Source organism: Agromyces luteolus (assembly GCF_009729855.1).
Lineage (GTDB): Bacteria > Actinomycetota > Actinomycetes > Actinomycetales > Microbacteriaceae > Agromyces > Agromyces luteolus.
Genome location: NZ_WODA01000006.1, coordinates 180,095 through 197,512 on the forward strand (window position 1 = coordinate 180,095; position 17,418 = coordinate 197,512).

The following is a 17,418-nucleotide window of genomic DNA, read 5'->3' on the forward strand; positions in this document are numbered from 1 at the left end:
CCCCGACCCCGCCGTGCAGGAACGATGACCTCCCCGACGACGACCACGCGCCGCCGCGCCCGAACAGGTGCCCGACCGCCCCGGCGGCCGCTCGGGACGATCGGCCTCGCGATCGGCCTCGCCGCCGTCGCGCTGTTCGCGGGGATCCGCATCCTGACGCCGGAGGACCGCGGCGACGCCCTCTCGGACGCGGTCCAGGACTTCGTCACGCTCTCGGCGAGCGTCGTGATCGAGAGCCTCCCGTTCGTCTTCCTCGGCATCGTGCTCTCCATCGCCGTGCAGCTCTGGCTGCCGCCGGACTTCCTCATGCGACGGCTCCCGGCGAACGGGTTCCTGCGGCGCGCGGTCATCTCGCTCCTCGGCATCCTGCTTCCCGTCTGCGAGTGCGGGAACGTGCCGCTCGCGCGCGGGCTCCTCCAGCGCGGGCTGACGGTCGGCGAGTCGATGACCTTCCTCCTGGCGGCGCCGATCCTGAACCCGGTCACGATCATCACGACCTACCAGGCGTTCGGGTGGCAGGACGGCATCCTCGTCTGGCGCATCGTCGGCGGGTTCGTCATCGCGAACCTCGTCGGCTGGGTGTTCAGCCGGCATCCCGACCCGACGTCCCTCCTCACACCGGCGTTCCAGGCGGCGTGCGCCCGCGAGCATGCGGATGCCTCGGCGACGCCGCGGCGCGGCGCGCGCATGTTCGTCGAGGAGACCTCGGCGATGCTGCCCGCGCTCTTCGTCGGGTCGGCGATCGCCGGATTCATCCAGGTCGCGGTCTCCCGCGACATCCTGATCACCCTCGGCCAGAACCCCGTGCTGAGCGTGTTCGCGCTCATGCTCCTCGCCTTCGTCGTCGCCCTGTGCTCGAACGTCGACGCGTTCTTCGTCCTGGCGTTCGGCTCGACCTTCATGCCCGGCGCGATCGTCGCGTTCCTCGTCTTCGGGCCGATGGTCGACGTGAAGATGCTCGCGCTCATGCGCACGACGTTCACGACCCGGACGCTCGTGCAGTTGACCGCGATCGTCGCGCTCGCGAGCGCCGCGCTCGGGCTGGCGGTGAACCTTGCTGCATAGCCTCGTGTCCCGTTGGAAGGGCGTCGCGCTCACCCTGGTCTCCGTCGTCGCCGTCCTGTGGCTCGCGGCCACCGGACAGCTCGGCCTGTACATCAACCCCGACCACGCCGGCTTCGCGGTGACCATGACCGTCGTCGGCGGCATCCTCGCGCTCGCCTCGCTCGCCCTCGCACCCGTGCGGGACGACCACGACCACGACCACGACCACGACCACGACCACGGTGGGGCGGATGCCACGGGCGCGGCCACCCCGCGACGCCGCGTCGCCGCCACCGCGTCGGCGATCGTCGTCGTGGCCGGAGCCACCGTCGCGCTGCTGGTGCTCCCACCGGCGACGCTCACCGCGCGCACCGCGATCGACCGCGACGTCGAGGTCACGGCCGCCGAGCTCGCGGTCGACGCACGGAGCCTCGCCGGCGCGGATCCGTCGACGTTCGACCTCTCCGACTGGGCGCTGATCGCGAACCAGTTCGACGACCCGGCCGAGTTCGCCGGGATCGAGCTCGAGCTCGCCGGTTTCGTCTCGCCCGTGCCCGGCGACCCCGACGACAGCTTCTACATCACGCGGTTCAAGATCACGCACTGCGCGATCGACGCCCAGCCGGTCGGGGTCCCGGTCCACCTGCCGGGCTGGAGGGACCGGTTCGCGGTCGACGACTGGGTGGTCGGCACGGGCGGACTCGTCGCCGACCCCGCCGACCAGGACGGCCTGGCGCTCCTGCCGGGCACGGTGGCGGCGACGGAGGAGCCGGAGCAGCCGTATGTCTACTGACCTCCGGAGCCCGCGCGACGCGGATCGGGCGCGGCGAGCCGACGGTCGCCGGTTCCGGCGCGGACTGGCGGCGACGATCGGCGTGCTCGCCGGGGCGTCGGTCATCCTCGGCGCCGCCTCGCTGACCCAGGGCCCGAAGGTGACCGACGCGGCCATCGACGTCGAACGTGCCACGAGGCTCGCCGGCTCGCGACTCGTGCTCGACCTCAACCAGCCCGTCGACCGGGTCGACGGCGACGTCGAGGTGACGCCGGGCGCATCCTCGGAACTCGAGATCGACGGCAACCGGCTGATCGTGTCGTTCGACGAACCGCTGCCGTACCACGAGACGGTGACGGTGACGATCGACGGCGTGGTCGGCACGGCGCAGCCGGCGGCGGCGACGATCGAGTACCGGTTCACCACTGCGGACGAACCCGTGCACACCCTCGTCCGTCGCAGTCCCGACGGACGACCCGATGTCGTCCGGCGTGCGCACGTGGGCGACCCGACGCCCGAGGACGTCCTGGAGGCACCCCGGCTCCGATCGTTCGCCCACGCCGGCGACGCCGTCGTCGGCGTGGCGATCGAGGACGACGACTCGAACACGCTGCGCGTCGCCGGGATCGGCGACGCCACGCAGACGGTCGCGCTCCCCGAGCCGGGGACCGTGAACTCGATCGCCGGCTCGACGACCCAGCCGCTCGTCGGGTTCACGTTCAACGCGACCGCCGCGGGGGCTGAGCAGGCCCCGCAGAGCGTCCTGTACACGCTCGACGTCTCGGGGGCGACGGCGGAGCCCGTGCCGGTCCTCGGTCCCGACGGCACGCCGGTGTCGGTGAACGACTGGGTGTTCGTCCCGGGCACGACGTCGGTCGTGGTGCAGGACGTGGACGGAGCGGTGTTCCTCGCCGACGCCCTCGGACTCTCGCCCGCGCAGCCGCTCGGGACCCACGCCGAGCTCCGCGGCATCCTGCCGGGGACGACCGACCTGGTCCTGGCGGATCCGGATCGGGGAACGATCCTCGACCTCGCGACCGGCGAGACCCGCGAGAACCTCCTCCCGTCCGCCGAACTCCCCGACGAGGCCTACCCGGGACGCGTCGTCCAGCTCGACGACGATGGGACCCACCTGCTCGAGGTCCTCATCGTGTCCGGCGACGGCGCGGGGTCCGTCGCCACCGAGGCGCTCCTGGCCAGGGTCGGCGAGGCCGAGACGGTCGTGCTCCACGCCACCGGCGGCGACAGCCGGCGACTCGCGACCTGCCTCTCGCCGAACGGTCGACTGGTCGCCGTCGAGACGGCGCCGATCGGGGCGGAATCGGACGGCTACCCCGGCGCACCCTCGCTCCTCGGCCGGCTCACGACGGTCGTCGACGTCGAGACCGGCGAGGTGGTCCTGACCCAGAACGGCGGCTCCTCGGACTGGTGCCACTGAGCGCCCTTTACGGATGCCGCGGTCCGGCGTATGCTCATGCGGGCCGCGCCACGCGGCATCCGTCGCCCGATCGGGGCGACCACCACGCCCGCAGCGGGCCGAGACCGGAAGGAGTGAAGCGATGAACACCGTCCTTGTCGCGCGTATCGCAGACACCCTTCCCTGCGAGGCCGCCCGCTAGCATCAGCGACCGGTGGCCTCCACGATCTCGGAGACACCACCGTGAACATGCTGTCGTCACTGGACGATTCCGCCGCGCGATCGCGCGCGGCCACCGCTGCGCCGTTCGGCGCGGCATCCGCCTCACTCGCCTTCTCGGACGTCGAGCCCGGCGAGGACCAGCGCTGGTCGACCTGGCCGGCGACCCAGCCCAGCGAGCGCGGGCCGCAGCCGCGGCCCGACTGGCTCGTCACCTCCGCCGCGGCGATCGACACCGAGCTCGGCATCGTGAAGACCGGCAAGGAGGCCGACCTCTGGCTCATCGAGCGCGCCGTGCCCGGCGCGCCCGCCGACGTGCCCGGGAACGCGACGCTGCTCGCCGCGAAGCGGTACCGCGGCGCCGAGAACCGGCTCTTCCACCGGTCGGCGATCTACACCGAGGGGCGCGGCACGCGTCGCTCGCGCGACGTGCGCGCCGTGCAGCGCTCGTCGTCGTACGGCCGCGAGGTCGCACGCGTCGAGTGGGCGTACGCCGAGTTCGCCGCGCTGTCGCGCCTGACCGAGCTCGGTGCGGCCGTGCCGTACCCGGTGCAGGTCGGCGAGACCGAGGTGCTCATGGAGTTCATCGGCGAGGGCCGGGTCGCTGCACCTCGGCTCGCCCAGGTGCGAGCCGCGCCCGACGAGCTGCGCGAGCTCTTCCAGCAGGTCGCCGCGTTCATGCGGACGCTCGCGCACGCGGGTCTCGCGCACGGCGACCTCTCGCCGTACAACCTGCTCGTCGACCGCGGACGCGTCGTCGCGATCGACCTGCCGCAGGTCGTCGACGTCGTCGCGAACCCGAACGGGTTCGACCTCCTGCACCGCGACTGCGTGAACGTGTGCGAGTGGTTCACGAGGCAGCGGCTCGAGTGCGACGCCGAGGAGCTCTTCGCCGAGCTCGTCGGCGACGTGACGCGGTGATCGAACCACCAGCCACGGGATGAGAGACTGTGGGAGTTTCAGCGAACGACCCTGGGGAGATCATGACCGACACCGGACCCGACCTGAGCGGCGACTGGGACCTCGACCCGGCTCACACGCGCATCGGCTTCTCGGCCAAGCACGCGATGGTGGCCAACGTCCGCGGCGCCTTCAACGAGCTGACCGGCGCCCTGCACGTCGACTTCGACGACCCTGACGCGTCGACGGCCGAGATCGTGCTGAAGGTGGCGAGCATCGACACGCGCAACGCGCAGCGCGACGAGCACCTGCGCAGCGCGGACTTCTTCGACGCCGAGACGTTCCCCGACATCACGTTCCGCAGCACGCGGATCGAGGAGGTCGGCGACAACGCGCTCGTGGTGTCGGGCGACCTCACGATCCGCGACGTGACGAAGCCGATCACCATCCCGATCGAGTTCACCGGCGTCGAGACCGATGCGTTCGGCGCGCTGCGCGCCGGCTTCGAGGGCACCCGCCGCATCGACCGCCGCGAGTTCGGCCTCGAGTGGAACATGGCGCTCGATTCGGGCGGATGGCTCGTCTCCGAGAAGATCACGCTCGAGTTCGAGCTCTCGGCGATCAAGCGCGAGAGCGCGGCGGCGTCGGCCGCCTGACGCGGGGGTTTGGGGGAGCCGGCGGCGTGACCGCTGCCGGCTATTGCGCGCTGCGCCGGAGGCGCTAGCCTGCACGGGATCGACGCGGATCGGGCACCGACCGGGCGCGCCGTCACCGCCCGTTCACCCCACGTCGGAAGACTCCCCCCATGACCGACCAGCCCCAGTCGCCCGAGCCGCCGCGCCCCACCCGTCCCGGGGGCGTCACGCCCCCGCTCTCGACCGCCGAACTGCGCGCCGTCACCGGGCTCGAGCTGCAGGGCGAGCGGACGATCCCGAAGCGACAGGTCTGGTCGTGGGCGCTCTGGGACTGGGCGACGCAGCCGTTCAACTCGGTCATCCTCACGTTCGTCTTCACGGCGCTCTACCTCACGAGCGACTGGTTCCTCGACCCGGCGGTCGCGGAGCTCGGCGAGGGCGACCCGGCGTACGAGCGCGGGCTCGCCGAACTCGCGAGCGGCCTCGGCTGGGCCATCACGATCGCCGGCGTCCTGATCGCCGTGCTGGCCCCCGTGCTGGGTCAACGAGCGGATGTCGCCGGCCGGCGCAAGCTCTGGCTGGGCGGCGCGACCGCGGCGCTCGTGGCCTGCATGCTCGGCCTCTTCTTCGTGCAGGGGACGCCGTCGTTCTTCCTGCTCGGCGTCTCGCTGATCGCCGCGGGCACGGTCTTCAGCGAGATCGCGGGAGTGAACTACAACGCGATGCTCGTGCAGGTCTCGACGCCGAAGACGGTCGGCAAGGTCTCCGGACTGGGTTGGGGCCTCGGCTACCTCGGCGGCATCGTCGCGCTCGTGCTCGTCGTCGTCGCCACGACGTTCGACTGGTGGGGCATGCCGACCGACGACGGGCTCGTCTTCCGCGTCATCGCGGTCGGATGCGCGGTGTGGACGCTCGTGTTCGCCTGGCCCGTGCTCGTCTACGTTCCTGAGGCGCCGCCCGCGCCGGGGCGCGAGCGGGTCGGGTTCCTTCGGAGCTACGCGGTGCTCGTGCAGGACATCGTGCGGCTCTGGCGCGAGTCGCGCCCGACCTTCTGGTTCCTGCTCGCGAGCGCGGTGTTCCGCGACGGGCTGGCGGGCGTCTTCGCGTTCGGCGCCGTGATCGCCGCGGTCGCCTTCCACTTCACCTCGGACGAGGTCCTGATCTTCGGCATCGCGGCGAACCTGCTGGCCGGAGTCTCGACGATCGTCGCGGGCCGCTTCGACGACCGGTTCGGCCCGCGCGCGGTCATCCTGACGGCGCTCGGCGGGCTCGTCGGCGCCGGGCTCATCGTCTTCTTCCTGCATGACGCCGGGAAGCTGCCGTTCTGGATCTTCGGCCTCATCCTCACGCTCTTCGTGGGGCCCGCGCAGGCGGCGTCCCGCTCGTTCCTCGCGCGCGTGACCCCGGCCGGTCGCGAGAGCGAGATCTTCGGCCTCTACGCGACCACGGGCCGGGCGGCGAGCTTCCTGTCGCCGCTGCTCTGGTCGACGTTCATCGCGATCTTCGGTGCGACCTACTGGGGCGTGCTCGGCATCGTGCTCGTGCTCGCCGCCGGGCTCGTGCTCATGCTGTTCGTCCGTGTGCCGCAGCGGGCGACGGATGCCGCGGCCGGGCCGACCGCGCGATAGACGCGAACACGACGACGGCGCGCCGCCCCGGGGAGGGGAGCGACGCGCCGTCGGGCTTGGGGGGCCGGACTACGGTCCGACCGTGACCGTCACCTCCTGCGTGGTGGTGTTGCCGCTCGGGTCGGTCGCCTCGAAGACGAACGTGTACACGGCGCCGAGGCGGGCGAGCACGCGCGCCTCGGTGTCGGAGATCACCTCGACCTGGGCCTTGTGGCCCTCGGCCGTCGCCTCGACCAGCTCGACCGAGACCTCGCCCGAGTCATCCGTCGCATCGATGTCGAACGTGACGGTGCGCCACTTGGCGTTCGGCGGGAAGACGACCTCGGGGTCGACCGTCACCGAGAGCTCCGGCGGAATGAAGTCGAAGCCGACCAGGACGGGGTCGTGGTCGCTCGAGCGGAACGGGTCGGGCGCGAAGATCGCGTCCTGGGCGTCCTTCTTGAACGTCATGTCGTAGTCGAGCAGGCTCGGCTCGTCGGCGTTGATGGCCCACGCCGCCGCGCCCGTGACCTTCGGGAGCAGCCCCGGTCCGGCGAGCGCGTAGTCGAGGTAGCCGAGCTGGCCGTCGAACACGTACGAGTAGGCGTTCTCGCCCTGCTCGGCGAGGAGCAGGTCGGTGTAGCCGGCCTCCGTGAGGACGTCGATCGGGTCCTCCTTGTCGTACGAGTTCAGGTCGCCGATGATCAGGTCGCGTCCCGGCTCGGCACCCGTCGGGCCGGTCGCGAGCCAGTCGACCATCGCCTCGGCGGCCGCCTCGCGGGTCAGGTTGCAGTTGCCCTGGCCGTCTTCCGTGTCCGGGTCGCCCGCGCAGGCGGAGCCCTTCGACTTGAGGTGGTTCACGACGACCGTGACCTCCTCGCCGGTCTCGACATCCGCGAACGTCTGCGCGAGCGCCGGGCGGTTGAGGTCGGTGTCGAAGCGCGGGTCGACGCTCTCGTCGAGGATCGCGAAGTCGCCCGCGAGCTCGACCTCGGACGGCTTGTAGATGAACGCCGTCGTGATCACGTCGGTCCCGATGACGCCCGTGTCGAGCGCCGCGTAGACGTCACCGCCGAGCTCGTCGTTGAGCGCATCGACGAGCGTGAACACGGCCTCGTCGTTGTTCTCGATCTCGATGAGCCCGAACACGTCGGCGTCGATCTCGGCCAGCGCGGCCACGATCTTGGCCTCCTGCCGGTCGAACTCCTCCTGCGTGTTCGCGCCGCGGAAGTCGCCGCCCGAGCCGATCGACGTGAAGTAGTTCAGCACGTTGAAGCTCGAGACGGAGAAGTTCCCACCGACCTCGGGCACCTCGGGCCGCAGGTTCACGGCCTCGTACCCGGCACCCTGCGTGGGCTGGACGCGCCAGAGGTCGAACCGGTAGTCGAGCACGCCGGTGGCGTCGGTGACGAGGTCGCCGCCGCGGAACGTGTTGTCGAGGCCGAACACCTCCCCGTTCGGGTGGATCGCCGGGTCGGGGTTCTCGATGCTCCGGCCGTCGTCGAGCGTGATGCGGTTCGCCTCATTCGCCTCGTCGAGCGCGATCGCCTCGGGCGAGCCCGGCTCGTGGACGGCCGTGGGCTGCATCTGCCGCTCGGTGCCGAGCGCGATCTCGTTGTACCGCCCGAAGTTGAAGTACTCGAGGATCGCGAGGTCCTGCGGCAGCGTCACGCGCATGCCCTCCAGTGCCTCCTTCGCCTCCGGCGTCGCCGGCAGCGTCAGTTCCGCTGCGGGCGGGAGCGCGGCGCCGGACTCGCAGACCGAGTTGGCCGTGGCCGTGATCTCGGTCATGCCGAAGAACTCGCTCACGACGCCGGCGATGTGGACGACGTCGCCCTCCGCGACGGCCATGCCGTTCGGCGCGTAGACGAAGATGCCGTCGGAGGTCGCGGGGTCGCCGTCGCCGGCGTCCTGCACGTAGTAGCCGTCGAATCCGCCGTCCTGGAAGTCGCCGACGACCACGCCCTCGATCTCGACCGAGGATCCGACCACGGGCGAGGCGTCGCCGGAGCCCTGGACCGAGGCGATCGACACGGTCGCGGCGTTGCAGTCCGCCGGGGGCAGCGGCACGACGACGACGGTCAGCGAGTTGGGCGCGCCCGGGGTGTTGGCCGCCTCACCGGTGGCGAGAGTTCCCGCGAAGCCGGGGATGCCGGCGCGGTCGAAGTCGTTGCGCACCCAGTCGGCGGTCGAATCGGTGTCGGCGCCGTCGGGGATGCGCGAGGCACCACCGGGCGGGAAGTCGAGGCCGTCGTACTGCTCGGTGAGGACCGTGTCGCCGTAGGCCAGGTCCCCGGGGCCGCCGTCTTCCACGGCGACCGAGTCGAGGATCTCGAATCCGGCGGCGTCGATGACGCCGTCGTTGTCGGCATCGAGGTCGTCGCCGAGCGCACCGCCGAACCCGGTCACGAGCAGGAGCGAGACGGTGCCGTTCTCGAGCGCGTTCGCGGGGAGCCAGGCGAGCGAGCGACCGCTGTCGTCGGCCGGTCCGAACGAGATGATCTCGTCGACCGCGCCCATGGCGGAGTTGGAGTCGCCTTCGATCTCGAGCACGCGGTAGCCGCTGACGTCGGTGCCGGGTTCGACGAGGATCTCGACGTACTCGGTGTCGGTGCCCGCGGTCGAGGCCGAGAACTCGTTGATGACGGGCGCCTGCGGACCGGTCTCGCCGCACGTGTGGGAGCCGAGGCCGTCGAACGTGTTCTGCGCGTAGCCCGTCCACTCGACGGCCGGGTCGAAGACGTCGGTCGGGTCCGTGTCGCCGACGCAGACGTCCGCGTTCCGGCGGAGGGTGTTGTCCTGGGTCGACGTGAGGCCGGAGCCCCACTCGCTGCCGGGGTCGAAGCCGACCTGGCCGAGCGAGTCGACGAGCGCGCCGTCGTGCTTCAGGACGATCGCGTCGTCGCCGTTCCACAGGTTGCTCGCCGTGGTCTGGTCGGCGTACGCGGCGAGGTCCTCGTCGGCGAACACGAACGCGTCGCCGGCGGCGACCGTGCCCGAGAGGGCGAACGTGCCGGCGGTCGTCGCCGTGGCGCTGCCGTTGAAGTACACCTCGAGGGAGTAGCCGGCCAGCGGGATGTCGGCGTCGGTCGGGTTGTGGAGCTCGACCGCCTTGTTGAAGGACGAGCCCTCGACGTACTCGCTGATGATGAAGTCGGATGGCTCGACCTCGGCGGCGACGGCGGTCGCGGGTACCGCGAGGCCCACCCCCATGAGGGCTGCTGCGGTCAGCCCCACGGTCAGTCGTTGGACGGGTCGTTGCATCTCGGCACCTCCGGCACGCGACAGGGGGCCACCCTGACCCCCGGACGGCGTCAGCCTAGGGAGGTCGACGACGGTCGCGGAACCCCCGTCACGAGACGTTCACGCGCCGCCCGCGAATGTGCAGATTCCGGCCACCCGGCTGCTCAGATGAGCACGGCTCACGAGTGCGGCGGATGCGCTCGGCGGAGCCCCGCGGCGAACCGGCCGAGGAGTTCGGCGAACCGTTCGCGATCCTCGTCGCTGAACCCGTCGAGCGCGGACTCGATCGCGCGGCGCCGGCTCGACGACGCCGCATGCACCGTCGCGCGACCGTCGTCGGTGAGGCGGATCCGCGTGCGCCGGGCGTCGTCGGGGTCGGCCTCGCGCACGACGAGGCCCTCCTCGACCGCCGCCTGCACGAGACGGCTCGCGCGCGGTTGATCGACGCCGACCGCGCCGGCGAGTTCGGTCACCGACATCGGCCGGTCCGCCGCGTCGAGCATCGCGAGCAGGCGGGCACGGGCGACCGGGCCCACGCGGAACTCCCACGGACCGCGGGCGCCGCCGGGACCGCCGCGACCGAACGGCCCTCCGAAGGGGCCGCCGTGCGGACCGCCGAACGGCCCGCCGTGGCGACGGTGCTCGCCGGCCTCGCCATGCGGCGCCCCCCACTGCGGCCGGCCCCCGCGCCGGAGCGAGGCGAGCGCCGCTTCGATGCGCTCGACGGGGTCGCCGTCCCCCGCACCCGAGTGCTGCTCGTCCATCCCCCCAGAATACATGTCACTTGACATGCGATCCGATTGCATGTCATAGTGCATGTACATGTCATGCGACATGGACCGTCGGCCTCCCCGGCACGCGGTCCCACGTCCGGGCACTCGCCCCGACGCCGCGATCGCGGCACCCCGAACACGCCCGCCGACCGATGCGGGCGTCGAACCACGCACCCCGGCGCGCCGACGCGCGCCCACGAGAGGATTCCCATGAACACCCACGATGAATTCGACGAGCACGACCACGACCGGCCCGGCGACGCCGACGGCGCGAGCGACGCGCCCGAGACGCCGGCCCCCGGCATCCGCCCCCTCGGCTTCTGGCTGAAGGTCCTCGAGCGGCGCATCGCCGCCGAGGTCGACGCCGCACTCGCCGAGGAGGGCGTCGGCCTGCGCGACTGGCGCCGCCTCAACCTCGTCGCCGGCGAGGTCCGCGACGAGCGACTCGCGGCGCGACTCGCCACCCGTCCGCACAAGCTCGACGACCTCGTCGAGCGCGGCTGGGTCACCGGCGAGCCCGGCGCCTGGACGCTGACCGACGCCGGGCGCGAGGTGCTCGACCGGCTCACCGAGCGCGTGCAGGCCGTGCGCGACGACGTGCGCTCGGCCGTCTCCGACGAGGAGTACGCCACCACCGTCGCCTCGCTCGAGGCGATCGCGCGCGAGCTCGGCTGGGACGAGTCGACGCCCGAGCCCCGTCGCGGACGCGGGCGGCGACGCCCCCGGCTCGGCGACGACCCCGGCTTCGGACCCGCGCCCTGGATGCGCCGCGGCCGCGGCCGCTGGGGCACGCCGCCGTGGGCGGTCGGCGGGCCGCACGGCGGGCCGATGCGGCATCCGTCGGCGTTCGACGACCACCACGGTCACGACGTCGACGCGTGCGAGCACGAGCGGCGCCGGCACGGTCGCGGCCACGGCCGCCGCCACGACGACGTCCACGTGCACGACGGGCACGGCGGCCGTCGCGAAGGGCGCGGCGGACACCCCGCCGAGCGCTGATGCCGCGCGGCCGGTCCGGACGAGGTCCGGGCCGGCCGCCGGTGTCATCCGCCCCGGACCGCGTGCCCCAGGTACGACACCCGCACGTCGTCGACCTCGCCGAAGTCGAGCCGCCGGCTCAGTTCGCCGTAGCTCATCCGCCCCCGCCGGGTGCGCAGCAGGTCGCGCACCATCGACGGCAGGCCCGCCCTGGGCGCCAGGCCGACGGTCTCGGCGGCGACCAGTCCGTGTCGGTCCAGCGCCGCCGAGAGCTCGGCCGGGGTGATGAACATCGCCCAGTCGTGGATCTCGGGGTCCGTGATCCGCGTCCAGCGCCACTCCTGCATCGCGCGGATGACGAGCAGCCGGCTGCGCCGGGTGCGATTGATGGTGTCGTACAGGAACACGCCGCCGGGCCGGAGGACCCGAGCCACCTCCGCGATCACGCGATCGACGTCGGCGACGTGCTCGAGGACGTCGCAGCAGGCCACGACGTCGACGCTCGCATCGGCGAGCGGCAGCTGCTCGCCCCGCCCGAGGCGGTAGTCGACGGCGAGCCCGCCGGCCCCCGGCGTGGGCGCGCGCGGCGGCGATCGCCACCGGCGACGGGTCGATCCCCACGACCGCGAACCCGGACCGCGCGAACTCCTCGGAGAGGAACCCCGCGCCGCAGCCGACGTCGAGGACGCGGCCGCCGGACACGCCCAGCCGCGCGAGGACCGTCCGGAAGTACCGCATGCGCGCTGGGGTGAAGCTGCCGTGCAGCACGTTGAGCGGATTGTCCTCGTCCCACCACGTCGCGCCGAGCCGGTCGTAGACGTCGTTGTCGATCCCCATCGCCGCGCTCCCCGGCTGCGCCGGGCCTACCGCTCGGTCGCGCCGCGCGCGTTGTAGACGACCGCGTCCGACGCCCCGAACGCGCGGAACACCCCGATCGCCTCGTCGCGGCGCACGCCCGAGTGCACGCGGATGCCGCGTCGCTCGAACTCGTCCATCCAGTCGGCGGGCATCGGGCCCTCGTCGAAGCCGGTGAGCCGCTCGCACTCGTCACCGTCGCCGGCGATGACGAGCCGGCGCACCCCGGACCACATCGTCGCGCCGTAGCACATGACGCACGTCGCCCAGTTGACGACGAGCTCGAGTTCGGCGCCTCCGGCGCCCAGGTCCCATCGACCGAGCCGGCGTTGCGCGAGCGAGAGCGCCGTGACCTCGGCGTGCAGCGAGCTCAACCCGCTCGAGAGCACCAGGTTCACCCCCGCCGAGACCAGTTCGCCGGATGCCGCGTCGACGACGAGCGCCCCGAACGGCCCGCCGCTGCCCTCCCGCCAGTTCCGGTCCGCGAGCTCGATCGCGAGCGCCATCCTCGCGTCGTCGTCGGGGAGCGGTTCGGCCGCGATCCGCGGGAGTTCGGCGACCAGCCACTCGGGCAGCGCGGCGGAGAAGGACGACGTCGGCGTGGCATCCATGGGCCCATTCTCCACCCCGGCGCCGCCGATCGAGATGCCACGTGCGGCGGCATCCGTCGCCCGAGACCGACTGCAGACCGACCGCAGGCGGCAACTCGATGCCGTGGCCTGGCGGTCAGCGCCGCTGCTGCTCGTCGCCGGAGAGCCGCTGGGCCAGCCAGATCGGGATGATCGAGACGAGCACGAGCACCACCGCGATGACCGACACGATCGGCGCCTGGTTCGGCCGGAACATGTTGTTCAGGATGAAGATCGGGAGGGTCGTGACCCCCGACCCTGCTGTGAACGTGGTCACGATGATCTCGTCGAACGACAGCGCGAACGCGAGCAGGCCGCCCGCGAGCAGCGCCGAGCGCAACTGCGGGAAGGTCACGAGCCGGAACGTCGTCCAGACGCCCGCGCCCAGGTCGGCAGAGGCCTCCTCGAGCTTCGTACCGGTGCGGCGCAGGCGCGCGATCACGTTGTTGAACACGGTCACGATGCAGAACGTGGCGTGCGCGATGACCACGGTCCAGATCGACAGCGGCACGCCCATGATCGTGCGGAAGAAGTTGTTCAGCGCGATACCGGTGATGATGCCCGGCAGCGCGATCGGCAGGATCACGAGCAGGTTCACGGTGTGCCGCCCGAAGAAGTCGAACCGCTGCAGCGCGAACGAGATGAGCGTGCCGAGCACGAGCGCGACCGCCGTGGCGATGATCGCGACGAACACGCTCGTGCCGACGGCCTCCATCGCGCCCGCCGACTGGAAGGCGCGCTGCCACCACTCGAGCGTGAAGCCGGGCGGCGGCCAGCTCAGCGAGGTCGAGGTCGAGAAGGAGTTCACGAGCACCACGCCGAGGGGCACGTACACGATCACGAGGATGAGGCCGGCGACGACGGCGAGCGTCGTGCGCGAGAGTCGGGAGAGTCGCATCCGTCGCCCCTTAGAGGTTGTCGAGGGCGCCCGTGCGACGCACGAGCGCGAGGTAGCCGAAGATGATCGCGATCGGGATGAGCGCGATCGCCGCCGCGAGCGGCAGGTTGTTCGCCGCGCCGACGTTCGTGTAGACGAGGTTTCCTAGCATCTGGCTCGCGCCGCCGACGATGTTGACCGTGATGTAGTCGCCGAGCGAGAGCGAGAAGCTGAAGATCGTGCCGGCGATGATCGCGGGCAGCGCCATGGGGAGGACGACGTGGCGGATGGTCGGCCACGTCTTGCCTCCGAGGTCGGCGGATGCCTCGAGCAGCGAGTCGGGCACGCGCTCGAGCCCCGCGAAGATCGGCAGGATCACGTACGGCAGCCACAGGTACGACAGCGTGATGACCGTGGCGGGCAGCCCGTAGCCGGGCGTGTGCAGGCCGAACGGCGCGAGCACCCACTCGAGGATGCCGTCCTGCGAGAGCACCGAGCGCCAGGCGTAGGCCTTCACGAGGTAGCTCGCCCAGAGCGGCATGAGCACCGCGATGACGAGGAGGCGGCGGGCGCGCGGCGAGGCGACCTTCGCCATGTAGAACGCGATCGGCAGGGCGAGCGCCACGTCGATGATCGTGACGAGGAGCGCCACGCCGATCGTGCGGAACGTCACCGTCTGGTACAGCGAGCCGGTGAGCACCGTGATGATGTTGTCGAGCGTCCACTCGGTCGTGATCTCGCCCGTGAAGCTGTTCACCGACCAGAACGCGGTGACGAGCAGCGCGGCGAGCGCCACGACGTAGACGAGGCCGAGCCAGAACAGCGGCGCCGCGAGCAGGAACCCCAGCCGCACCCGCGGGTGCGCGGTGAGGAAGACCGACGCGCGCCGTGCCGGCGTCGCCTTCGGCCTCGGAATGCCGCGGCGAGGCGCTCCACCGGGTGCCGTGTCGGCGCGGTCGGGCTCGGGCGGGTCGGATGCCGCGCCGCGAGCGGATGCCGGTGCCGTCGCGTTCATCGTCATGCTGCTTCCTGTCGGGTGGTGCTTCGGGGGAAACGGGGGTGTGCGGGCCGGGGAGCGTGCTCCCCGGCCCGCGCGGGCCGTCAGGTCAGCCCTTGATCTCCTGCCACGCAGCGGTCCACTGCGCGTAGTCGACGCACTCGACGTCGGTGCGGCCGTCGACGCACTCGGCGATCGGGGTCGTCCAGTACCAGATCTGCGAGGCGTACTCCTCGTCACCGGCGTGGTAGGCCTCGCAGTCCTCGCGGTACTCGCAGGCTTCCTGGCTCGACGGGGCCTCGCCGAAGTAGGCGGTCGCGGTCGCGTTGGCCTCGGGGCTGGCGATGTAGTCGAGCCACATGTAGGCGCAGTTCACGTTCGCCGCGTCGGAGGCGACCATCCAGGTGTCCGACCAGCCGGTCGCGCCCTCTTCGGGGAGGACGACGTCGGTCGACGCGCCCGAGCCCGCGAGCACGTTCTGGATGACCTGCCACGTCGTGCCGACGACCGAGTCGCCGGTCTCGAAGGCCTGGATCTCCTTGAGGTAGTCCGACCAGTACTCGCCGATCGACTCGCGCTGGACCTTCAGCAGGTCGACCGCGGCCTGGAACTGCTCCTCGTCGAGGGCGTAGGGGTTCTCGATGCCGAGCTCGGGCTGGTGGGCCATGAGGTAGACCGCGGCGTCGGCGATGTAGATCGGCGAGTCGTACGCGGTCACCTTGCCGGCGTTCTCACCGGCCTTGTCGAACACGACGTCCCACGAGGTCGGCGCCTCGGCGAAGGTCTCCGTGTTGTACATGAGCAGGTTCGCGCCGTAGCCGTGCGGAACGCCGTAGCTCTGCCCGTCGACCGAGTTCCACTCCTTCTCCTTGAGGAAGTCGAAGATGCCCTCGTAGTTCGGGATGAGGTCGGTGTTCACGGGTGCCACGTCACCGCCGGCGATGAGGCGGAGCGTCGCGTCGCCCGAGGCGGCGACCACGTCGTACTCGCCCGTCTTCATGAGGTTCACGGCCTCGTCGGAGGTGCCGTAGGTCTTCGAGGTGACCTCGCAGCCCGTCTCCTCCTCGAAGGGCGTGACCCAGTCGACGTCCGGGCTGTTGGAGCCGTCCTCGACGTAGCCGGGCCACGCGAGGATCGAGACCTGGCCCTCGGCGTCGCCGAGCTCGGTGAGGGTCTCGTCGGTCGACGCGGAGTCGCCCGACGTGGTGCCGCAGGCGGTCAGGGTGAGCAGGGCGATCGATCCGATCGCCAGGCCGACGGTCGCGCCGCGGCGCGCCGTGCGCGGGGTGCGCATCATGGTTCTCTCCTGGTTTCTCTTGGTGGGTGGAGGTGGTGCGTTCGGTGGGACCCGGTGGTCGAGTGGGCCCGAAGGACCCGTATCGAGACCCGAGACCTAGGCGGCCGGCGCGGATGCGGCATCCGCCCCGCCCAGCGCGACGACGTCGTCGTCGTGCCAGCTGACGACGACGCGATCGCCGCGCTCGTCGTCGTGGACCCGGTTGCGGTCGTTCTGCTCGAGCACGCTGACGCGCACGCCGGCGTCGAGGTCGACGACGAGGCGGATGCCGCTGCCGAGGTAGATCGTCTCGACGACGGTGCCCGGGGCGTTGCGCACGTCGGCGCCGGTCTCGCCCGACCCGACGGCCATCTTCTCGGGGCGCACGGAGTGCACGCCGCCGCGGCCGAGGAGCTCGCGCGAGACCGCGTCGTCGAAGAGGTTCGACGTGCCGACGAAGTCGGCGACGAAGCGGGAGCCGGGGCGCTCGTACAGCTCCGCCGGCGTGCCGAGCTGCTCGATGCGGCCGTTGTTGAACACGGCGACGCGATCGGAGAGCGTGAGCGCCTCCTCCTGGTCGTGCGTGACGAAGATGAAGGTGATGCCGAGCTCGCGCTGGATCTCCTTCAGCTCGACCTGCATCTGCTCGCGGAGCTTGAGGTCGAGCGCGCCGAGCGGCTCGTCGAGGAGCAGCACCTTGGGCTGGACGACGGTGGCACGGGCGAGCGCGACGCGCTGGCGCTGGCCGCCGGAGAGCTGGGACGGCTTGCGGTCGCCCATCTGCTCGAGGCGCACCGACGCGAGGGCCCGGCGGGCGCGCTCGATGCGCTCCCTGCGCCCGATGCCGCGCACGCGGAGGCCGTAGGCGACGTTCTCGAGCACGCTCATGTGCGGGAACAGCGCGTAGTCCTGGAAGACCGTGTTCACGTCGCGGTCGAACGGCGCGCGCTTGGTGACGTCGTCGCCGAAGAGCTCGATCGTGCCGCCCGTGGGCTGCTCGAAGCCGGCGATGAGGCGGAGCACGGTCGTCTTGCCGGAGCCCGACGGGCCCAGCATGGAGAAGAACTCGCCCGCGGCGATCTCGAGATCGACGTGGTCGACGGCGGTGACGGCTCCGAACTCCTTGGTGAGTCCGGTGAGCCGGATGGCCGGCTGCGGGTCGGTCATGGGCCTCTCCTTCGATGGCGTGGTTCCTA

Annotated in this window: 14 protein-coding genes and 1 pseudogene; 7 read left to right on the forward strand and 8 right to left on the reverse strand. The window is 71.7% G+C overall.

The window, feature by feature from the left end; genetic code table 11:
- Positions 1-24: 24 nt before the first annotated feature.
- The 6 genes from GLX25_RS04460 to GLX25_RS04485 all read left to right on the forward strand — a co-directional run bounded on the left by GLX25_RS04460 (position 25) and on the right by GLX25_RS04485 (position 6,615).
- Positions 25-1,065 (forward strand): permease, encoded by a 1,041-nt coding sequence (locus GLX25_RS04460; protein ID WP_155841014.1) that lies wholly within the window; start codon positions 25-27, stop codon positions 1,063-1,065.
- Between the two features lie 4 nt (positions 1,066-1,069).
- The gene (locus GLX25_RS04465) at positions 1,070-1,837 is read left to right on the forward strand and encodes a TIGR03943 family putative permease subunit (protein WP_166548438.1); all 768 of its coding nucleotides are present in this window, start codon (positions 1,070-1,072) and stop codon (positions 1,835-1,837) included.
- Positions 1,827-3,254: a hypothetical protein gene (locus GLX25_RS04470; RefSeq protein WP_155841018.1), complete on the forward strand. Its 1,428-nt coding sequence runs from the start codon at positions 1,827-1,829 to the stop codon at positions 3,252-3,254. Before GLX25_RS04465 ends, GLX25_RS04470 begins: the two co-directional genes overlap by 11 nt.
- A gap of 228 nt (positions 3,255-3,482) precedes the next feature.
- Positions 3,483-4,373, forward strand: coding sequence for a serine protein kinase RIO (locus tag GLX25_RS04475; protein WP_155841020.1), 891 nt, complete (start codon positions 3,483-3,485; stop codon positions 4,371-4,373).
- 62 nt (positions 4,374-4,435) lie between these two features.
- The gene (locus tag GLX25_RS04480; protein WP_155841021.1) at positions 4,436-5,008 is read left to right on the forward strand and encodes a YceI family protein; all 573 of its coding nucleotides are present in this window, start codon (positions 4,436-4,438) and stop codon (positions 5,006-5,008) included.
- Positions 5,009-5,157: 149 nt separating this feature from the next.
- Complete coding sequence (locus GLX25_RS04485; RefSeq protein ID WP_155841023.1) at positions 5,158-6,615, forward strand: MFS transporter; 1,458 nt, start codon at positions 5,158-5,160, stop codon at positions 6,613-6,615.
- Positions 6,616-6,684: 69 nt separating this feature from the next.
- Here the strand turns inward: GLX25_RS04485 and GLX25_RS04490 are convergent, their stop codons facing one another.
- A complete protein-coding gene (locus tag GLX25_RS04490; RefSeq protein ID WP_240898142.1) occupies positions 6,685-9,858 on the reverse strand; it encodes an ExeM/NucH family extracellular endonuclease in 3,174 nt (1,057 codons plus the stop codon).
- A gap of 158 nt (positions 9,859-10,016) precedes the next feature.
- The gene (locus tag GLX25_RS04500; protein WP_155841025.1) at positions 10,017-10,601 is read right to left on the reverse strand and encodes a MarR family winged helix-turn-helix transcriptional regulator; all 585 of its coding nucleotides are present in this window, start codon (positions 10,599-10,601) and stop codon (positions 10,017-10,019) included.
- 219 nt (positions 10,602-10,820) lie between these two features.
- Between GLX25_RS04500 and GLX25_RS04505 the strand changes: the two genes are divergently transcribed.
- Positions 10,821-11,609 carry a MarR family winged helix-turn-helix transcriptional regulator gene (locus GLX25_RS04505; protein ID WP_155841027.1) on the forward strand — a complete coding sequence of 263 codons (789 nt, stop codon included), beginning with the start codon at positions 10,821-10,823 and terminating at the stop codon, positions 11,607-11,609.
- 44 nt (positions 11,610-11,653) lie between these two features.
- On the opposite strand, the pseudogene ubiG reads toward GLX25_RS04505, so the two are convergent.
- From ubiG to GLX25_RS04535, 6 genes and pseudogenes are all read right to left on the reverse strand, one after another.
- Positions 11,654-12,367 (reverse strand): annotated as a pseudogene (gene ubiG, locus GLX25_RS19305) (bifunctional 2-polyprenyl-6-hydroxyphenol methylase/3-demethylubiquinol 3-O-methyltransferase UbiG); the annotation flags it as partial.
- An 84-nt stretch (positions 12,368-12,451) separates the two neighbouring features.
- A complete protein-coding gene (locus tag GLX25_RS04515) occupies positions 12,452-13,054 on the reverse strand; it encodes a nucleoside deaminase (protein WP_155841029.1) in 603 nt (200 codons plus the stop codon).
- A gap of 115 nt (positions 13,055-13,169) precedes the next feature.
- The gene (locus GLX25_RS04520) at positions 13,170-13,970 is read right to left on the reverse strand and encodes an ABC transporter permease (RefSeq protein WP_155841031.1); all 801 of its coding nucleotides are present in this window, start codon (positions 13,968-13,970) and stop codon (positions 13,170-13,172) included.
- 10 nt (positions 13,971-13,980) lie between these two features.
- A complete protein-coding gene (locus tag GLX25_RS04525; protein WP_240898143.1) occupies positions 13,981-14,970 on the reverse strand; it encodes an ABC transporter permease in 990 nt (329 codons plus the stop codon).
- Between the two features lie 85 nt (positions 14,971-15,055).
- Entirely contained in the window at positions 15,056-16,243 is a 1,188-nt protein-coding gene (locus GLX25_RS04530; protein ID WP_155841033.1) for an ABC transporter substrate-binding protein, read from the reverse strand.
- 96 nt (positions 16,244-16,339) lie between these two features.
- Positions 16,340-17,389 carry an ABC transporter ATP-binding protein gene (locus GLX25_RS04535; protein WP_155841035.1) on the reverse strand — a complete coding sequence of 350 codons (1,050 nt, stop codon included), beginning with the start codon at positions 17,387-17,389 and terminating at the stop codon, positions 16,340-16,342.
- Positions 17,390-17,418 lie beyond the last annotated feature (29 nt).